Annotated in this window: 16 protein-coding genes; 5 read left to right on the forward strand and 11 right to left on the reverse strand. The window is 72.4% G+C overall.

Annotated elements, in window-relative coordinates:
* Positions 1-11: 11 nt before the first annotated feature.
* Complete coding sequence (locus tag ACGFIR_RS27525) at positions 12-1,652, reverse strand: MDR family MFS transporter (protein WP_393148040.1); 1,641 nt, start codon at positions 1,650-1,652, stop codon at positions 12-14.
* On the reverse strand, positions 1,649-2,113 hold the full coding sequence (locus tag ACGFIR_RS27530) for a MarR family winged helix-turn-helix transcriptional regulator (protein WP_393008243.1): 465 nt from the start codon (positions 2,111-2,113) through the stop codon (positions 1,649-1,651). The genes ACGFIR_RS27525 and ACGFIR_RS27530 overlap by 4 nt, the downstream gene beginning before the upstream one ends.
* 112 nt (positions 2,114-2,225) lie before the next feature.
* On the opposite strand from ACGFIR_RS27530, the gene ACGFIR_RS27535 reads away from it, so the two are divergent.
* Positions 2,226-2,834 (forward strand): TetR/AcrR family transcriptional regulator, encoded by a 609-nt coding sequence (locus ACGFIR_RS27535; RefSeq protein WP_393008245.1) that lies wholly within the window; start codon positions 2,226-2,228, stop codon positions 2,832-2,834.
* A gap of 64 nt (positions 2,835-2,898) precedes the next feature.
* On the opposite strand, the gene ACGFIR_RS27540 is transcribed toward ACGFIR_RS27535, so the two are convergent.
* A complete protein-coding gene (locus tag ACGFIR_RS27540; RefSeq protein WP_393008247.1) occupies positions 2,899-4,170 on the reverse strand; it encodes a hypothetical protein in 1,272 nt (423 codons plus the stop codon).
* Complete coding sequence (locus ACGFIR_RS27545; RefSeq protein WP_393008249.1) at positions 4,163-4,702, reverse strand: RNA polymerase sigma factor; 540 nt, start codon at positions 4,700-4,702, stop codon at positions 4,163-4,165. The genes ACGFIR_RS27540 and ACGFIR_RS27545 overlap by 8 nt, the downstream gene beginning before the upstream one ends.
* Positions 4,703-4,919: 217 nt before the next feature.
* On the opposite strand from ACGFIR_RS27545, the gene ACGFIR_RS27550 reads away from it, so the two are divergent.
* Complete coding sequence (locus ACGFIR_RS27550; protein WP_393148042.1) at positions 4,920-5,747, forward strand: SGNH/GDSL hydrolase family protein; 828 nt, start codon at positions 4,920-4,922, stop codon at positions 5,745-5,747.
* Between the two features lie 24 nt (positions 5,748-5,771).
* Here ACGFIR_RS27550 and ACGFIR_RS27555 read toward each other — a convergent pair whose 3' ends face one another.
* Both ACGFIR_RS27555 and ACGFIR_RS27560 read right to left on the reverse strand, forming a co-directional pair.
* Entirely contained in the window at positions 5,772-7,574 is a 1,803-nt protein-coding gene (locus tag ACGFIR_RS27555) for a glycoside hydrolase family 2 protein (protein ID WP_393148044.1), read from the reverse strand.
* Positions 7,571-8,932, reverse strand: a complete 1,362-nt coding sequence (locus ACGFIR_RS27560) for an MFS transporter (protein WP_393008255.1) — start codon at positions 8,930-8,932, stop codon at positions 7,571-7,573. Before ACGFIR_RS27560 ends, ACGFIR_RS27555 begins: the two co-directional genes overlap by 4 nt.
* A 178-nt stretch (positions 8,933-9,110) precedes the next feature.
* Between ACGFIR_RS27560 and ACGFIR_RS27565 the strand changes: the two genes are divergently transcribed.
* Positions 9,111-10,091 carry a DUF2804 domain-containing protein gene (locus tag ACGFIR_RS27565; RefSeq protein ID WP_393008257.1) on the forward strand — a complete coding sequence of 327 codons (981 nt, stop codon included), beginning with the start codon at positions 9,111-9,113 and terminating at the stop codon, positions 10,089-10,091.
* 59 nt (positions 10,092-10,150) lie between these two features.
* Here ACGFIR_RS27565 and ACGFIR_RS27570 read toward each other — a convergent pair whose 3' ends face one another.
* The gene (locus ACGFIR_RS27570) at positions 10,151-12,397 is read right to left on the reverse strand and encodes an NACHT domain-containing protein (protein WP_393148046.1); all 2,247 of its coding nucleotides are present in this window, start codon (positions 12,395-12,397) and stop codon (positions 10,151-10,153) included.
* A gap of 216 nt (positions 12,398-12,613) precedes the next feature.
* Here ACGFIR_RS27570 and ACGFIR_RS27575 point away from each other — a divergent pair, with 216 nt between their 5' ends.
* Together ACGFIR_RS27575 and ACGFIR_RS27580 are read left to right on the forward strand one after the other, a co-directional pair.
* Entirely contained in the window at positions 12,614-13,282 is a 669-nt protein-coding gene (locus ACGFIR_RS27575; protein ID WP_393008261.1) for a DedA family protein, read from the forward strand.
* Between the two features lie 478 nt (positions 13,283-13,760).
* Positions 13,761-14,636 carry an alpha/beta fold hydrolase gene (locus ACGFIR_RS27580; protein WP_393148048.1) on the forward strand — a complete coding sequence of 292 codons (876 nt, stop codon included), beginning with the start codon at positions 13,761-13,763 and terminating at the stop codon, positions 14,634-14,636.
* Between the two features lie 140 nt (positions 14,637-14,776).
* Here ACGFIR_RS27580 and ACGFIR_RS27585 read toward each other — a convergent pair whose 3' ends face one another.
* The 4 genes from ACGFIR_RS27585 to ACGFIR_RS27600 form a co-directional block, all read right to left on the reverse strand.
* Positions 14,777-15,736 (reverse strand): electron transfer flavoprotein subunit alpha/FixB family protein, encoded by a 960-nt coding sequence (locus ACGFIR_RS27585; RefSeq protein WP_393148050.1) that lies wholly within the window; start codon positions 15,734-15,736, stop codon positions 14,777-14,779.
* 11 nt (positions 15,737-15,747) lie between these two features.
* On the reverse strand, positions 15,748-16,527 hold the full coding sequence (locus ACGFIR_RS27590) for an electron transfer flavoprotein subunit beta/FixA family protein (RefSeq protein ID WP_393008267.1): 780 nt from the start codon (positions 16,525-16,527) through the stop codon (positions 15,748-15,750).
* 113 nt (positions 16,528-16,640) lie between these two features.
* Entirely contained in the window at positions 16,641-17,390 is a 750-nt protein-coding gene (locus tag ACGFIR_RS27595) for a carboxymuconolactone decarboxylase family protein (RefSeq protein ID WP_393148052.1), read from the reverse strand.
* Entirely contained in the window at positions 17,380-19,014 is a 1,635-nt protein-coding gene (locus ACGFIR_RS27600) for a class I adenylate-forming enzyme family protein (RefSeq protein ID WP_393148054.1), read from the reverse strand. Before ACGFIR_RS27600 ends, ACGFIR_RS27595 begins: the two co-directional genes overlap by 11 nt.
* Positions 19,015-19,018: the final 4 nt, after the last annotated feature.

The raw sequence follows: 19,018 nt of genomic DNA on the forward strand, positions 1-19,018 counted from the left end.
TTTCCGGCGCGTCAGCGGCGCGCCGGCGTCTCCCGCCCGGCGGCGTCCACCGGCACCTGGTCGAAGGCCGGAGCCCCGTCGACGGCGTCGGCGGCCACGGCCGTCGACCTGGCCGCGTCCGGCAGATCCAGGCTGCTGCGCAGCCCGACCGGCTTCAGCAGGACCGCGGCGATGACGCCGACCACGGCGATCGCGGCGGAGATCAGGAAGATGTGGCCGGTGGCGTCCCCGTACGCCGCACGGACGATCTGCTGGACCACGGCGGGCATGGCGTCGAGGTTGAGGCTGCCGGCTCCCGAGCTGGCGGAGGCGGGGATGCCGGCGGCGGAGAGATCGGTGGTGATCTGGTCGGTGACGCGCCGGGCGAGCACCGCACCGAGCACCGAGACACCGATCGTGCCGCCGAGCGAGCGGAAGAACGCGACGGTGGAGCTGGCCGCGCCGATGTCCTTCAGCGAGACCGTGTTCTGCACGGCGAGGACGAGGTTCTGCATCGTCATGCCGACCCCGACGCCGACGACGAACATGGCCGCGCCGACCAGCGTCAGCGAGGTCTCGTGGTCGATCGTGCCGAGCAGGGCGAACCCGATGACGAGCACGATCGCGCCGAACACGATGTACGGCTTGATCTTCCCGGTCCTGGTGATCAGCCGGCCGGCGACGATCGACGAGATGAGGACACCGGCCATCATCGGGATGGTGAGCAGGCCGGCCTCCGTCGGGCTGTAGCCGCGCCCGATCTGGAAGTACTGGCCGAGGAAGACGGCGCCGCCGAACATCGCCATGCCGACCGCGAGGCTGCCCAGGATGGCCAGGGCGGTGGTGCGCTGGCGGACGAGGTTGAGCGGGACGACCGGCTCCTCCGCCCGGGCCTCGACCCAGACCGCCAGGGCGAGCAGCGCGAGCGAGCCGCCCACCATGGCGGCGCTCTGCCAGGAGACCCAGGCGAACGAGTCGTCGACGAAGGAGATCCAGATCAGCAGCACGCTGACCCCGGCGGCGATCAGGGACGCACCCAGGTAGTCGATCTTCACGTTCTCGCGGCGGACCGTCGGCAGGCGCAGGGTGGCCTGGAGGAGGACCAGCGCGATGGCGGCGACGGGAACCCCGACGAAGAAGCACCAGCGCCAGCCGAGCCAGGACGTGTCGACGATGAGCCCGCCCAGCAGCGGGCCGCCGACGGTCGCCACCGCCATGACGCCGCCGAGGTAGCCGTTGTACCGGCCGCGCTCCCGGGGCGGGATCATCGCGGCGATGGCGACCTGGACGAGGGCCTGGAGGCCACCGACACCGATGCCCTGGAACGCGCGGGCGCCGATGAGCTGGCCGGCGGTCTGGGCGAACCCGGCGATCACCGAGCCGACCAGGAAGACCACGATGGCGATCTGCACCAGGAGCTTCTTGTTGAACAGGTCGGCGAGCTTGCCCCAGATCGGGGTGGTCGCGGTCGCCGTGAGCAGGGTGGCGGTGACCACCCACGTGTACTGGGTCTGCGACCCGTTCAACGCTCCGATGATCTTCGGCAGCGCCGTCGAGACGACGGTGCCGCTGAGCATCGCGACGAACAGCACCAGCAGCAGGCCGCTGAGTGCCTCCAGCGTCTGCCGGTGGGTCATCGGCGCGTCGTCCGCCGTGGTGGTGGGTGCGCTCATCGCGCGGCCTCCAGGTTGTCGTGGTGTCCGAGGGCGGTCTCGATGTCGCGGGTGAACCGGCCGATCGCGGTGGCGAACGCCGCCACCTCCGCCGGGGTCCAGTCGGCGAGCGCGGTGTCGAGGATCCGGCCGTACCAGTCGTAGGTGTCGGTCAGGGCGGCCTTCCCGGCCGGGGTGACGGTGAGCAGGCTGGCCCGCTTGTCGGCGGGGTCGGCACGCCGCTCGACCAGGCCGTGGGTGACCAGCGTGGCGATGGAGCGGCTGACGGTCGACGGGTCGAGCCCGCTGCGGACCGCCAACTCGCGGGCGTGGCAGTCGGCGGGGAACCTCTCGATCTGCATGAGCAGACCCGCCAGGCCGACCGGCACGCCCGGCCGGACCTCGGCTCGGCGCCGCCTGATCAGCCGGACGCTCCTGGCCAGCTCGGACAACCTCGTACCGAGTTCGCGGCCGTCAGTCACCACGCCCTCCTCTCCCTGTCGCAGATGGTTGCCGCACACAAGCATCTGCCGATCTTGCCCAACGTGCAAGTTTGCGCGACGAGAAGTAAGTCACGCCCCGTAGGCTGTCGCCATGGAGGAGATCACCGGGCTGCGGGAGCGCAAGAAGGCGGCCACCCGCCTCGCCCTGCACGAGGCGGCCCTGCGCCTCGCCACCGAGCACGGGCTCGACCGGGTCACCGTGGAGGCCATCGCCGATGCCGCGAACGTCTCCCGCCGGACGTTCTTCAACTACTTCTCCAGCAAGGAGGCGGCGGTCTTCCACGGTGACGCCGTACGGCTGCGCCGGCTGCTGGAACTCATCCGTCGCCAGCCGCCCGACGCGCCGCCGTGGGAGGCGTTGAGCGGGGCCGCCGAGCGCCTCGCCGTCGAGGCGTACGGCAACGCCCCGCCCTCCTGGCTGCTGCACCGCCGGCAGCTACGCGGGCACCCCGGCCTCGTCGCGCACCAGGTCGCGGCCTACAGCGCCATCGAGCGCGAGCTCGCCGACGACGTCGCCCACCGGCTGACCGGCCCCGACCGTACGCTGCGGTCCCGGGTCCTGGCGGCGACCTTCCTGGCCTCCCTGCGCGTGGCCATCCAGCACTGGATCGACCACCCCGACGGACCGCTGCTCGACGTCCTCCGGATCGCGCTCGCCGAACCCGACCCCGCCGCGTCCGCGCCGCCGCCGGCCGCCTGACGGCCCCGGTGTGGCGGGGCCGCGCCCTTGGCACGGCCCCGCCACGCCGCGGGAGGCGCCGCCGTCAGGGCAGTTCGGGCGGGCTCACGTAGCTCCAGGTGGTCCCGTCGGCCGAACACCACAGACCCGAGGTGTACGGCCAGGTCCGCTGGACGTACCCGCCGCCGTCGGGCACCGGATCCGCCGCGGCCCCCGGCGCGGGGTCCGTCGGGACCAGGCTCAGCCCCGCGTCGCGGCTGGTGAACATCAGCGGGCTGTCGGCGGCGACGACACCGGCCTGGACGAGCAGGGTGCCGTCGGGGCCGACGGAGGCCCGGACCGACCGCTCGCCGACAGTCGCGCCACCCGTGGTGCGTCGCCACGTCCGCCCACCGTCGTCACTGCGGTGCACGACCAGTGCCGCACCGGTACGGCCCACGGCGTAGACGGTGTGGCCGTCCCGCGTCGCGACGTCCAGCGCCACGTCCTCGCCGGCGGTCAGCGCCCCGGTGAAGACGTGCCGGTCCCAGGTACGGCCCCCGTCGCGGCTCACCGCGAGCGCGCTGCCCCGGCCGACGTACCGGCCGTCGACGACCGACTCGTCCGCGTAGCCGCTCACCCAGATGCCCGCCGCCGCCGGAGCGTCGCCGACCAGGGCGGCCTGCTTCAGCCCGGAGGTCTGCGGCACCAGCACGACGTCACCGGTCACCGGGTCCGCCGCCACGATCTCCTCGAATCGGGACCCCAGCCAGTGGTTCACCACCCGCCAGCCCTCGGGCACCCGGTCGGCCGTACGGGGCGTCACCTCCCGCCACCGCTCACCGCCGTCGACGCTCGCGAGCCAGCCCTGACGCATCGGCACCGCCCCGGCGCCGTACTGGTACCGCGCGACCAGGGTCCGCCGACCGGCCGCCGCGACGACGGAAGTCGCGGCACGTGGCAACGGGAGCGGGAAGGTGCGCCAGGTCGCCCCCCGGTCGGCCGTGCCGGCCACCAGCACCACGCAGTCCTCCTCGCGGCAGTCGTGCCACCGCAGGTAGAAGTGGTCGAGGTCGCCCGCGACCATCGGACCGGTACGCACGGTGCGTCCCGCACCGGGGGCGGGGCTCGCGCTGGGCCCGGGCGACGGGACGAAGACCGGTGTCGGGGTGGGGTCGGTGCCGGGCGCCGGCACCGGCGGCTCACCGGCGCGCACAGCGACGGTCGTCGCTGCCGCGACCAGGGTCAACGCAGTCAGCGACAGGGCGGCGGCCTGGTTGCGCCTGCGACGGCGCGCGCGGCGCCGCACCTCGGCGAAGTCGGGCCTGAAGGCCGCCTGGGCGGCCCGGTCGAGACCGGCGAAGTCGAGCTCAGGCATGGCGGGAACCTCCCTTGTCCACGGTGCCCGGCGAGGCGGTCGTCAGGTGGGCGGTGTCGTCGAGGTCGGCGGCGAGGGCGCGGCGGGCCCGGACGAGCCGGGTCTTGACCGCCTCCACCGAACAGCCCAGGGCCGCCGCGACGTCGACGACCGGCAGGTCTGCGATGTGGTAGAGCACCACGGCCTCGCGCGCCGGTCGCGGCAGCCGCTGGAGGGCGGCGACGAGGGCGACGTGGTCGGGCGACAGGCCCGCGCTCCCCCGATCGGGATCGAGCCGGCCGGAGCGGGCCAGCCGCGCGAAGACCGCCGTCCTGCGGTACCGGCTGCGGGCGATGTTCAGGGCGACCGTACGCAGCCACGCCTCCGGATGCTCCAACTCGCCGAACCGGCCGGGCCGGGCGAGTGCCCGTACGAAGGCGTCCTGCACGACGTCCTGGGCCTCCGCGTGGTCGCCGATGATGGCGAACAACTGCGACACCAGCCGCGGCGCCGCGGCGGCGTACAACTCCCGGATCTGTTCCTGGGGCGTCACATCGTCTCCTCCTCCTCGTCCCATGCACCCTTGAGACCAACCAGAGGCCGCCCCGGTGACACCCTCGGCCCGCCGAACCCGGCCGGGGCCCGACCGACACGCGGTTCGGCTTCCCGTCCGCGGGGTCGCTCCCGTCGCCTGCGACAGGCGACCACTTCCACCCGGCGCGGGCGTCTGCCAACCTGTAATCCACCGTCTTCGATGCCAGGAGCGCCCCGTGTCGTTTCTCCGTCGTACGGCGTCCGCCCGCGCCGCGATCGCCCTGTCCGTGCTCACCGCGCTCACCGTCGGCCTGGCCGCCGCGCCCGCCCGGGCCGACGCCCCGACCTACACCGCCCTCGGCGACTCGTACGCCTCGGGCACCGGCACCCGGGAGTACTACTCCGACAGCGGCTCGTGCCAACGTTCCCGGCACTCCTACCCGGTCCTGACCGCCGCCCGGCTCGGCGCCACGCTCACCTTCCCCGCCTGCGCCGGCGCGACGGTCTCCGGGGTCCTCAACGGGCAGCTGGGCAGCCTGAACGCCACGACGGACCACGTCACGGTCAGCGCCGGCGGCAACGACATCGGCTGGTCGTCGGTGATCGTGCAGTGCGCGCTGCCCTGGCCCGCCACCTGCTGGTCGCAGATCGACAACGCCGAGAACCAGATCCGCGACACCCTGCCGGGCCGCCTGGACCAGCTCTACTCCCGGATCCGCGGTCTCGCCCCGAACGCCCAGGTCGCGGTGGTCGGCTACCCGCGGCTGTTCAACGGCGAGGAGTGCAACCTCATCGCGAGGATCTCCCCCGGTGAGCAGGCCGAGTTGAACGCCGCCGCCGACCTGCTCGCCACGACCATCCGGAGCCGGGCGGTCGCCCACGGCTTCGCCTTCCTCGACGCCCGGGGCCCGTTCACCGGCCACGCCGTCTGCGACGACGTCGAGTGGCTCAACGGCACCTCGAACCCGCTCGGCGAGTCCTACCACCCCAACCGGGCCGGTCACGTCGGGTACACCGCCATGGTGCAGGCGGCGTTCAGCGGCACCGCCGCCCGGCGGTCCTGACCACGGACCGCCGGGCCGTACGCGTCAGCGGGGCGGCGCCGAGCGGGCGGGCGGCGGGAGACGCAGCCGGTCGTTGACCCGCCGGATGACCTCCGCGGGCAGCTTCGACACCCGCCGGTCGTAGCTGAGCAGCCCGTTCAGCTCGTCCTCCACGTCGGACAACTGGGTGTAGACGGTGGCCGACAGGCCCGCCCCCACCGCGGGCACGATCTGCTCGTCGTGCAGCCGGGTGAACGCCTCAGCCAGCTCCGCGGGGGTGCGGAGACGCTTGTACCCGAACTCCGCCGACCCGAAGGTGTGCCCGTCGACGCGCAGGGTGTACCCGCCGTACTCCGAGAGCACCAGGGCCCGCCGGTCCCCGCCCGGCGCGGCGCCGCGCCGGGCCCGTGGCCGCGGCGCGCGGAAGCGGCGGAAGTAGACGTGCAGGCTGCGCAGGTCGCCGCCGCCCTGGTCGTGCCAGCCGCTGGCGTGGTCGACGGTACGGGTCGGATCGAGGGCGGCCACCTCGCGGGCGACCTCGGCGGCGTCGAACTGCCCCCAGCCCTCGTTGAACGGCACCCAGACGGCGATGCTCACCACGTTGCGCAGGTGCTCGACGGTCTCGCGTACCTCGGCGCGGAACTCGTCGCGCCCGGCCGCGTCGGCGCGGCCGAACCACCGCCGCCACCGGCCCCGGTCGGGCAGCCGCAGCGGCGTCAGCACCGGCGCGGTGACCACCAGCGGGCGGTACGCCTCCCCGCCGTTGACCATGTCCTGCCACACCAGCATGCCGAGCCGGTCGCAGTGGTGGTACCAGCGCAGCGGCTCGATCTTGATGTGCTTGCGCAGCATGGTGAAGCCGAGCTGCTTCATCGCGACGATGTCGGCGACCAGCGCCGCGTCCGACGGCGCGGTGTAGAGACCGTCCGGCCAGTATCCCTGGTCGAGCACCCCGGCGTGGAAGTACGGCTCTCCGTTGAGCAGCAGCCGCGGCACCCCGTCGGCGTCCGGCCCGACGCCGAACGAGCGCATGCCCACATAGCCGCGCACCCGGTCGTCGCCGTAGTCGACGGTCACGTCGTACAGGAACGGGTCCTCGGGGGTCCAGGGGCGTACCTCGGGCAGGGGCAGCCGCACGGCGGTCCCGGCGGCGGCGCGCGCCTCGGCGGCCACGACGCCGTCGGCGAGGACCCGGATCAGCGCGTCGCCCGCGGCGGCGCTCGCGTGCACGGTCACCTCGACGCAGCCGTCGGCCAGGTGCGGCGTGAGGGTGAGCCGCTCGACGTGGGCCGCCGGGACGGCCTCGGCCCAGACGCTCTGCCAGATCCCGGACTGGGCCGTGTACCAGATGCCGCCCCGGCGCAGCTTCTGCTTGCCGCGCGCGTGGTGGCCGGTGTCACTCTCGTCGCGCACCGCGACGACCAGCACGTTCTCGCCGTCGCGCAGCGCGTCGGTGACGTCGCAGCGCACCGGCAGGTAGCCGCCGGTGCGCCCGCCGACGGGCACCCCGTTGAGCAGGACGACGCAGGTCTGGTCCACCGCGCCGAAGTGCAGCAGCACCCGGTCGCCGGGCCGGCGGAAGCCGTCGGGCAGGCGCACCGTGCGGCGGTACCAGAGCGTCTGGCCGGGCAGCAACTGCCGCCCCACCCCGGACAGCGGCGCCTCCGGCGAGAAGGGCACCAGGATCTCGCCGTCGTAGCGCGCCGGCTCCCGGGCGTCGTCGGTGATGGCGTACGCCCAGCGGCCGTTGAGGTTGAGGTGGCTGTCCCGGACCAGTTGCGGGCGCGGATACTCCGGCAGCACCCGATCGGGGTCGAGCGCCTCGCCCCACTGCGTCGTCAACGTCATCCGTCCACCCTCCCGCCCCGCCGCCGCAGCGCCAGCACCGGTACGACGATCAGCGCCAGCACGGCCAGCGCCATCAGGAAGATGCCCGGCGTCGGCACCTGCCGGACCACCCCCAGGTCCTGGTACGTCTCGCCGGCGTTGCTGATCACCGCCGCGCCCAGGTACGGACCGATCAGCATCGGGACCAGGATGGCGAAGATCATCCGCAGCCCCTGCACGTGACCGGCCCGCCCCGGCGGCGAGTGGTCCCGCACGAGCGCCCCCAACGGCGCCAGCACCAGCATGAAGCCGGACATCAGCACGATCCCGGCACCGACCACCGGCAGCGTGGCGCGGGCCAGGAACATCAGCAGCAGGCCGGTGCCGTAGACCGCCGCGGCGGGCAGCAGGAACCGGACCTTGCCGACCCGGTCGATCACCCGGCCGGAGAGCACACTGATGACCGACGCGGTCACCAGCACGACGGCGAGCACCACCGCGTACCCCTCGACCTCGAGGTAGCGCTGGAGATAGATCACCAGGTACGGCAGGAAGACCTGCGTCGAGATCCCCCAGACCGACCAGGCGGTCAGGGCCAGGTAGAGGCCCGGGTTGGCGCGCATCACCGAGGGCCGCAGGCCGTGCAGTACCGCGCGCAGGTAGCCGGCGTCGTTGCGTACCAGGGTGGGGCTGTCCTCGACCAGGAACCACGCGACGACGCCGGCCACGGCCATCACCGCCCCGATGATCAGGAAGAAGGTTCGCCAGTCGCCGGCGCGGGCCAGCCCGTCGAAGCCGCCGAAGATCACCAGCATGGAGAGCAGCGGCATGATCGCCAGCACCGACTCCACCCGACCCCGGTTGGCCGGCCGGGTCACGTCGGTCACCCACGCCTGGAACGCCGCGTCGTTGGCGCCCGAGCCGAGGAACGACATCAGGCAGTCCAGCACGATCACCGCGAGCACGGCGAGCAGGACGGCGTTCGCCACCGGCGCGAGCTGCCCCATCGTGCCCACCGTGAGGAAGCCGAACGCGGCGGTGCAGACGCCCCAGAGCAGGTAGCCGCCCGCGACGAACACCCGGCGCCGCCCGGTGCGGTCGGAGAGCGCGCCCAGCAGCAGCGTGGCGACGGTCGCGGTGGCCGCGCTGGCGGCGACCATCGTGGCGATCACGGTCGGATCGTCGGTCACGGTGTCGTAGACGAAGAGGTTCAGGTAGATGTTCTCGACCGTCCAGGCCATCTGGCCGACCAGACCGAGCAGCACCACCGCGACCCAGGTACGCGGTCGCAGGCGGACGGGATCGGCGGCGGGCGTGGCGGCGCCCCGCGGGTCGGCGCTCGGCGACGCCGGGGGCGGCGCCTGGTGCGGGACGGGCATGGGACCTCCTCGGTGGTCAGCACATGATGAGCCCTCGCCCGCCGCCCCTGCTCACGGGGCCCGCCCGGCCCGAGGCGCGCACCGACGGTCGCGTGCGCGCCCCCGACCGTCACCCCACCGCCGCCGCGCGGCGACAGCCGGCGTCACCGCCGGACCCGGGGCGGATACCCTCGCCATCGTGACCCACGAGAACGAGATCACCGAGCCCGTCGACCTGTGCCTTCCGGGCGGACGGCTCAATCCCGCCGCCGTGGGCTGGAGCCGCCACCCGCTGCACCGCGCGAACCTGCGCGGCTGGGGCCGCAACAAGCGCTGGGAGTACTGGGGCGTCGTCACGCCGACCCACATCGTCGGTCTGGTCGCCTCGTCGCTGGACTACGCGGGCGTGCACAGCCTCTACGTGCTCGACCGCACGACGAAGGTCGAGATCGACCGGAACGCGGTGGTGCCCCTCGCCCGGGGCACGGTCTTTCCGCCGGTCAGCGGGGCGGGCGCCGTGCGGGCGCGCGGCGGCGGCCTCTCGATCGACATCGACCAGACGGCGACGCAGACCACCATCCGCGCCACCGCCCCCGGGCTGGAGGTCGACCTCGTGGTGCCGCTGCCGGCGGGGCACGAGTCGCTGGGCGTGGTGGTGCCGTGGAGCACCCGCCGGTTCCAGTACACCGTCAAGGACCTCGGCCGCCCGGTACGCGGCACCCTGCGGGTCGACGGGGTGGAGCACGCGGTCGACGAGACCGACTCGTTCGCCGTCCTCGACCACGGTCGCGGCAAGTGGCCGTACGCGATCCGCTGGAACTGGGCCGCCGGCAGCAGCCCGGGTCGGGCGATCCAGCTCGGCGGCAAGTGGACCGACGGCACCGGCTCGACCGAGAACGGCCTCTTCCTCGACGGCCGGCTGCACAAGATCGGCGACGAGCTGCGCTGGGAGTACGACCGCACCGACTGGCTACGGCCGTGGCGGATCAGCGGCGAACGGGTGACGGTGGAGTTCCACCCCTTCCACGAGAAGGTCGCCCGGACCAACTTCGGGGTGCTCGCCAACGAGACGCACCAGTGCTTCGGGCACTTCACCGGCTGGGCGACGGCCGACGACGGCGAGCGGGTCGACCTGGACGGCCTGGTCGGCTGGGCCGAGGAGGCACGCAACCGCTGGTGAGGGCGATGGTCCGCGAGAGGGCTGGCCGCCACGAGCGGCCGTGACGGCGAGGCGGACGCTCAGGCGGGGTCGCCGGACGCCACACCGCGCGGAGCCGTCGACCGTCGGGGGGCCGGACCGGCGTCCAGCCGTCGCTGGTAGGCGGCGGCCAGATGGTCCTGGAGTTCGGCGTGCCGGAACTGGTAGACGACACCGGCCTGGCGCAGCACCTGGCGCCGCAGCGACTCCCGGAACAGCGCGGTGAACCGTATCGGCGGACGCCCCCGCAGCAGGAGCACGAGTTGGGTGAAGCCGGTCAGGACCGCCGGGCCGAGACCGCTGATGATGCCGTACATCATGCCGGCCACGAGGCCGACCTCCGGTCCGAGCGACCATGCCTCCGGCTGAGGCGGGTACACGACCTCGAACAGCGTGAACAGGACTCCACCGAAGACGACGTTGGAGATGACTGCCACCGCGGTGCGGCTGCGGTCGGCCCGGAACGTTCCGTCCGGGGTGCTCGCCGGCGAGTCGGCCAGTGGCTTCAGCCAGATGCCGAGCAAGCCGAACGTCACGTTGGCCCGGCCGACCGACGAGCCGAAGATCAGCGGGACCATCGTGCTCAACGCGGCGAGCACCCCGGCGAACGGGCCGACGAGGAACCCGGTGCCCACGCCGACGGTCAGCGGCAGTCCCGAGCCGAGCGCCCACAGCGTCCGCAGCTCCGCCCGGGTCGGCCACCGCAGGTTCATGCCGATGGGTTCGGGCGGCGTCTCCTCCCCGCCGGGAGAGGAGGACGAGGTTGCCTCCTCGCCGGAGGGGGCGGGCGGCCGGACACATGCGCCCGCGATACCGGCGACGGCGAAGAACGCGCCGAGCAGAGTCCACAGCCGGTCAGACCCGGCCCCATGGACGACCGCCACGTACGTCCCCGCCAGCACGGCCGCCGACAGTCCGAATCCGATCGCGACCACGACCGACAGCGGTCCGTAGGGAACCCAGGTCGGGATCTCCCACCAGCGCAGGTCGCGACGTCCCCTGAGGTGGTGGGCGATCCAGGACAGGTAGAACAGGTGACGTCGGTTCCGTCGCCGGTCGCGCCTGTCGCGCGGGCGGGAACCGGTCGGGTAGGCCCGCTCCAGGAACTGGCCGATCACGTGGGCCTTCACCTCCGCCACCGAGGAGAGGCCGAGCAGCTCCGCCGGGTCGGGTGCCTCACCGTCCGGCCCGTCGAACGCGTCCCGGGCCAGGCTCAGGATCAGGGGGGTGGCGAACGCCTGCGCGACCGGCGAGTCGGGCCGGTCGTGCAGATGGTCGGCGATCCGCCGCCAGAACCGACGTCGCCGGTCGTCGTCATGGCCACGGCGGAGGTACTCGGCGGCGGTGTCCGGCCCGACCGGGTCGAGTTGGAGGACGACCGGGCGTGGCAGCCGTCCCCCCGCCCGCGCGCTGTCGTATCCCTCGACCTGGGAGGTGAGGACGACGCGCAGCCCGGAGGCCTCGTGCGCGATCGCGTCGAGCGCGGCCTGCTGCCCCAGGAGAGGCATCTCGTCGAGACCGTCGAGGAAGAGCGCCACCCGCCTCTCGTCGATCAGGCGGCGCGCGGCGCGCGCGCCGTAGCGCGGGTGCCGCAGTGCCCGGAAGGTCGTCTCCAGCTCGCTGGCCACGTGGTCGAGCAGCGACCTCTCGTCCGGGTTCCAGCCGCCCAGGGTGACCCAGACCGGCACCGGCGTGCCGGCGTGGCCCCCTGTCAGGACGGGTTCGACGCATTCCTCGGCTGCCTCGACCAGCAGCATCAGCATCGCCGCGGTCTTCCCGCTACCGGCCGGGCCGAGCAGGACCAACTGGTGGCGCTGGATCCGCCGGTAGAGGTCCGCATGCAGATCACTGACCACGCCCCGCTCGCCCCGGCCGTCCGCGGCCGGGTTCCGGCGGCCGGCGCCCCGGCTGCGGGGAACCTTCCCACCCGTACGGCCGAACACCTCGGATGTCGGCAGCGACCGTTCGTGGTCCCACCGCCAGGTGACCCGCACCGGGTCGGCGGTCGTTCCGATGCCCCAGGCCTCGGACTGCGCCGACCACTGCGACAGGGTCGCCCGGGCCAGCACGTCGGCTGCCGCCACGAGCTGCTCCGCCTCCGGCAGTTGCGGCTCATCCTGACCGCGCCGCCACTCCACCCACACGTAGGCGACCAGCACCAGGGCGAACGGAACCCAGATGCCCTCGTCCAACCAGGACGGCAGCTCCACCGTGCTGGTGGCCAGGTTGACGACGACGGCGAGCACGGCGGCCAGCACCACGGTCAGTGGCCCGAGGAAACGCCGCATGGAGTTCTCCTGCTCTGACGGAAACCCCACTGTATCGACACGGGCTGTTCTCGTGGGTCGACGTGCACGCGGGTCGGCGTCCGGCGAGCGCGATCGTGGCGCCGTCGGAGAAGTGGGACGGGCTGTCCATCGTTCGGCCGACCCGATCCGGTCCGGCCACCGTCCGGAGCGGACGTTCTCGTCCGGAAACAACCCGTCAGGGGCGACAATCAGCAGGTGGACAGGGTGGTCGCCGTGCTCACCGGCTTGCCGCCGGTCGTCGTCCTGGCGCTGGTGCTCGTGTTGCCGGCCCTGGAGTCCTCGACCCTGCTCGGGTTGGTCGTGCCGGGCGAGACGGCGATCCTGCTCGGCGGGCTGGCCGCCCACGGCGGCGAACTGCCGCTGTGGGCGGTGATCGTCGCCGGGACGGTCGGCGCGTGTCTGGGCGACCAGGTCGGCTACGCCCTGGGCAGACGGTACGGCTCGAAGATGCTGACCCGCGCCCCACGCGCGTTGCGCAGGCACGCCGACATCGGGCGGGCCCGCAGCCTGATCGCCCGGCGTGGGACGTGGGCGGTGGTGGCGGGCCGGTGGGTGGCAGTCCTGCGGGTCGGGGTGCCGATGGTCGCCGGCGCCGGCGGGATGCCGTGGCCGCCGTTCCTGCGGGCGAACCTGGCCGGCGGCCTGGTGTGGGCGACGGCCGTGGCGCTGCTCGGCTACCTCGGCGGAGCCTCCTACCAGTACCTGGAACGGGAACTGAGGATCGGTGAGTGGGTCCTGCTGGCCCTGATCGTCGGCGGCGTGGCGCTACAGGTGTGGCGGCGTCGGATGCGACGCGGTCGGCGCGGCGGCCCAGCGGGTCACCGGGTTGGGCCAGGTGGACCGGGGACGTCTGCCGACCGGTGACCCGGCCGGCCCTGCGGCGCTGACGCTCAGGACGCCCGACCGACGAACTGCGCCTGACGGCCGAGCAGGTCGCCGAACTCACCCAGTGACGACGACGGCGGAGGGCGGGACGCGGCCGCCTGCTCGTGCCGGTCGCCAATCCAGCGTCGGCGCCACCGGCACCGTCAGCTCGGGAACGCATCGATCTTCCCGCGTTTTCCGCCGACGTCGGGCGCTCACTCACGTAGCGTGGCGAGATGGGCGGCTCGCCGTGCCGCCACGGGCCGTTGGTGCCGGGTGACCTGCGGGTCGCTCACGTACGCGGGCCGGGCCAGGCACCGTCTGCCCCGGCACGGGCGGCCGGTGCTCCGCCGCTGTTCGGCGCGTACCCGATCCTCCCAGCGGGATCGCGACGGTGATCGCCGGCGCCACACTCATCGGTCGCGGCGCCGACACCGGCGGGTGACCCCCCGCCAAGGCCAGCCAGGAGGAGGACGCGATGCAGGCCATCCGGAAGGTCCGCCATCGACAGGCCGACGTCGACGGCCTGGCGGTGTTCTACCGCGAGGCCGGGCGCCCCGGCCAGCCCACGGTACTGCTGCTGCACGGCTTCCCCAGCTCGTCGCACACGTTCCGCGAGATCATGCCCACGCTCGCCGACGTCGCGTACGTGATCGCCCCCGACCTGCCCGGCTTCGGCATGTCGGCGTCGCCGACCATCGACCACTACGACTACACGTTCGAGAACCTCTCGTGGACGGTCAAGAGGCTACTCGACCAGCTCGGGGTCGAGCGCTTCTTCGTCTACCTGCACGACTTCGGCGCGCCGGTGGGATACCACCTGGCCACCCGCGCCCCGGCCCGCGTCCGCGGCCTCGTCGTCCAGAGTGGCAACGCGCACGAGGACGGCCTCGGCGAGCAGTGGGACAGCGCCAGGGCCTACTGGGCCGACCCGACCGCCGAGAAGCGTGCCGCGCTGCCGGACTGGTTGAACTTCGCCGGCACCCGCGACCAGTACCTGGCCGGGCTGCCCGAACACCTGCGCACCCTGCACGCTCCCGAGTCGTGGCACCTCGACTGGGAGCGCATGAGCCGGCCCGGCAACGTCGACGCGCAGTTCGCGCTGTTCACCGACTACGCCAACCACGTCGCCCGCTTCGACGAACTCGCCGAATACCACCGCGCTCACCAGCCGCCGGCGCTCGTACTGTGGGGACGGCACGACCCGTACTTCGACGTCGACGAGGTCCTCGCCTACCACCGCGTCCTCGATCGCATGGACGCGCACATCTACGACGGCGGGCACCTCCTGTTGGAGACGCACGCGGTCGAGTGCGCCGAGGTGATGCGGGCGTTCGTGCTCGACAACGCGTGAGCCGACGCGCCGCTACAGCGCGGCGTTCCGCGCACGACGCCTCCTGGTCGGCCGCTACGCCGTTCGGCAGCACCCGAACCCGGTGCTGCGTGTGCGCGCCACCGACGACAGGGAACTGGCCCCGGCCGGGGCGATGCGCGTCACCCGCGTTTGCGGATCTCGTCGGCGGCCTGTGGGACGATCTTGAACAGGTCGCCCACGACGCCGAAGTCGGCCAACTCGAAGATCGGCGCCTCGCCGTCCTTGTTGACCGCGACGATGGTCTTCGAGGTCTGCATACCAGCCCGGTGCTGGATCGCCCCGGAGATACCGAGCGCGATGTACAACTGCGGGGACACCGTCTTACCGGTCTGCCCCACCTGGAACTGGTGCGGGTAGTAGCCGGAGTCCACGGCGGCCCGCGACGCGCCGACAGCACCACCGAGCAGGTCCGCCAACTCCTCGACCAGCTTGAAGTTGTCGGCGTTACCGACACCGCGTCCGCCGGAGACCACCACACCCGCCTCGGTCAACTCCGGGCGGGAGCCCTTCTGCTCGGCGACCCGCTCCACGACCTTCGCCAGCTTGTCGGCCTCCGCCACCGCGACGGCCAGCTGCTCCACCGCCGGGGTCGCCGCCGCCGGGACCGGGGTGACCGAGTTCGGCCGCACCGTCACCAACGGCAGACCACGCGTCACCTTCGACGTGACGATCGCGGAACCCGCGAACGCCACCTGCGTGGCGGTACCATCCGCGGCCAGACCCACCACATCGGTCAGGATCCCGTTGTCCAACTTCACCGCCAGGCGGGCAGCGATCTCCTTGCCCTCCTGCGACGACGCCAACAACACCGCCGCCGGCTGGGTCCGGGAGACCAGATCAGCCACGACGCTCGCCTTCGGCGCCACCAGGTAACCGTCGATCTCCTCACTCTCCGCCGCGTAAATCTTCTCCGCGCCGTACTCACCCAGCTTGGCGCTCAACGCCTCCGCGGCACCCGGGCCACCGAGCACCACCGCACTCGGGGTACCCAACTCGCGCGCGAGGGTGAGCATCTCCAGGGTGACCTTCTTGACGCCGAACTCCCGAGTAGCTTCGACGACGACGAGAACCTCAGACACGTTCACACCCCTCACACGAACTTCTCGGTGGCCAGGAACTCGACCAGCTTCACGCCGCCATCACCCTCATCGGTGACCTTCGCCCCACCCGAACGCGGCGGACGCTTGCTGTGCTCCAGCACGGCACTGGTCGCACCCTCAAAACCCACCTCGGCCGCAGCGACACCGAGGTCACCCAGGGAGAGCGTCTGCACCGGCTTCTTCTTCGCCGCCATGATCCCCTTGAACGACGGGAAACGCGGCTCGTTGATCGTGTCCCAGACGGACACCACCGCGGGCGTCGAAGCGGTCACCACCTCGTAGCCCTCCTCCGTCTGCCGCTCGACCGTGAGGGTCGAGCCGTCGACGGTGAGCTTGCGGGCACCGGTCAACGCCGCGATGCCCAACCGCTCGGCGATCATGTGCGGCATCACCTGCACCCGACCATCGGTCGACTCACTGCCACACAACACCAGGTCGGCGTTCAACTGACCGAGCGCGGCAGCGAGGACCTTCGAGGTGGCGACGGCACACGAACCGTGCAGGGCGTCGTCCACCACATGCACCGCCTTGTCCGGACCCATGGACAACGCCTTACGGATCGACTCGGCCGCCCGGTCCGGACCCATCGTCAGAACCGTCACCTCGCCCCCGTGCGCCTCCTTGACCTTCAACGCCTCCTCGATGGCGTACTCGTCCATCTCGTTGATGACATTGTTCGACGAACCGCGGTCGACGGTGTTGTCGTCACTACGCAGGCTGCGGTCCGCGCCCGAATCGGGCACCTGCTTGACGAGTACGACGATGTTCATCGCGCTTCGACAACCTCTCTCTGACTGATCCGCCGCGACGAGCCGCGACGGGGGCGCCGACAGGGGCTACCCGTGAGGATCGCCCGGCGGTGCCCAGGGGAAGGGTCCATACCTCACTTCGCAGGCGATACGCCTGACGCGACCCGCGCCAGGGCCCGCTCGAGGGCCGGCAGCCCGACGTCGATGGAGCGGGCCACCGGGACCACCGTCAACGCGATCGCCTGCGCCACCTGTGTGGGCGTCGCCCCGTACCGCAGCGCGTTGGCCGCGTGCAGTCGGGCACCGGGGACGAAGAGGTGGTTCGTCGAGAGGTTCGCGACCACGAAGACCAGCTCCTTCCACTGAGGCGCCAGGCCGTCGCGTCGCCAGACCGCGCGATTGAGCCGCCGGTAGGCGTCGAAGTACTCCGGGAGCTGGTCCGCCATGGCACCGTGCAGACCAGGGAAGTGGCTCTCGAACGTGTCCCAGTACGGTCCCTGGTGGCTGGCGGGCTGTTCCCCGGGACCCAGGATCTCGGTGAGCCCGCTGGCCAGCCCGTGCGTGGACAGGGCGGTGAGCAGTTGGATCACCTCGAGCACGTCCGCGGCACTCGCCCCCGCCTCCAGCGCGAGCACCATCCGCTCCTCCACCGCGGCGGCGTCCAGGGTCGTCATCGACACGTCGTGGGCGACCAGGAGCAGTTCGCGGATGGCCGGCGGCAGCGCGTCGGCCTGGTGGGCCGAGCGCAGGTACGCGATGGCCGCGGCGGCGAAGGCCGGATCGCGGCTGATCAGCTGATCCCACCCCGTCGACACCGTCCCGAACACCTCCCGCACCGCGGAGCGGACGTCGACATCCTCGACCTGGCGCGTCTCAGTGGTCATCGCGCGCCCCGTTCGCCAGGGCGATGGCCTCGGCACGCAGGGCGGTACGCGGCACCTTGCCGTTGGAGAGCCGCGGGATCTGCTCGTCGGTGCGGTAGTGGACGATCCGCGGGATCTTGTAGCTGGCCGCCCGCTGGGACAGCGTCGCGCGGATCCGCTCGAGCGGGAGCTCCTGCGGATCCGCCTCGATGAAGGCCACGACCACCTCGCCCGCCTCGTCGTCCGGGATCGAGCACACGTGGGCCTGCTTGACGCCGTCGAGGCCGTCGAGCAGCGACTCGACCTCCTGGGGCGAGACGTTGATGCCGCCCGGCTTCATCATCTCGGTCGCGCGGGCCTGGTAGACCATCCGGCCGTTCTCGTCGAACCGTGCCAGGTCGCCGGTCCGGAAGAACCCGTCCTCCCGGATCGTCTCCGCCGTCCGCTCCGGGTCCTTGAAGTAGCCCGGCGTCACCCGCCCCCGGACCAGCACGGCACCGACCTCACCGGGTGCGAGCGGCTCCTCGGTCTCGGGGTCGACGATCACCACCTCCTGACCGGGGACCGGCAGTCCCTGCGTGGTGAGGATGGTCTCGTGGTCGTCGTCCCAGGCGGTGAGGGTGGCCAGGCCGTACAGCTCGGTCATCCCGTAGACGCTGGTGCCGTAGGTGATGCCGAGGTCGTCCAGGGCGAGCTTGCGGTCCTCGTAGGAGAAGCCGATCATCCCCTTGCGCAGGAACAGGCGCGACTTGTCGAAGCCGGGGGTGCTGAGCAGCTTGCGGGTGAGGTTGCCGAAGCCGTAGTAGACGGTGCACCGTTCCTTCTCCAGCATCTCCAGCGCCGCGGCGGCGTCGAAGACCTCCTGGAGCACGACCCGGCCGCCGTGGGTCCAGGTGCTGAACAGCCCCTGGATCGCCGACAGCCCGTAGAACAACGGCGTGGCCAGCCAGGTGCGGTCCTGCGCGTCGACACCCTGACGGGCGCCGATGTGGAAGTTGTTCTCGATCATCGCGCCCTGCGCCAGCATCACCGACTTGGGCTTGGCGGTGCTCCCGGAGGTGTAGAGCAGGTACATCAGGTCCTCGGGGCGGTTCTGCCGTTCCCGCTCGCCCAGGGCCTCCGCGGGCACCTGCTCGCCGGCGGCCAGCACCGAGGCCAGCGTCCGGGCGCCCGCGATCTCACCGCGCAGGCTGACGACACCGCGCAGGTGCGGGAAGCGGGCGCTGTGCAGTTCCGCGCCGGACTCCGCCAACTCGGGCAGGATCTGGGCCAGCCCGGCGGCGTAGTCGTGCCGGCGCAGGCTCGGCACCGTGAACAGCCACGTGGACTCGGAGTGCTCAAGCGTGTACGCGATCTCCTCGGCGTGGTGCCAGGTGTTCTGCGGCACCAGGTGCGCTCCCACCCTGGCGGCGGCGAAGGCCAGGTGCAGGAAGTCGGGGTGGTTCCCGGAGAGGATGGAGATCCCCTCTCCCCGGGAGACGCCGAGGGCGAGCAGCGCCTTGGCCCACTCGTCGACGGTCCGGTCGAAGTCGGCGAAGGTCTCGTGCCGACCCTCGAACGAGATCGCCACGGCGTCCGGGGTCGTCCCGGCCCAGTGCCGGATCAGCTGGCTGGCCGTCGCTGCGGGAGAGGTGGGCAGGTTCACGGAC

It is taken from the genome of Micromonospora sp. NPDC049051, from assembly GCF_043197575.1.
GTDB lineage: Bacteria > Actinomycetota > Actinomycetes > Mycobacteriales > Micromonosporaceae > Micromonospora.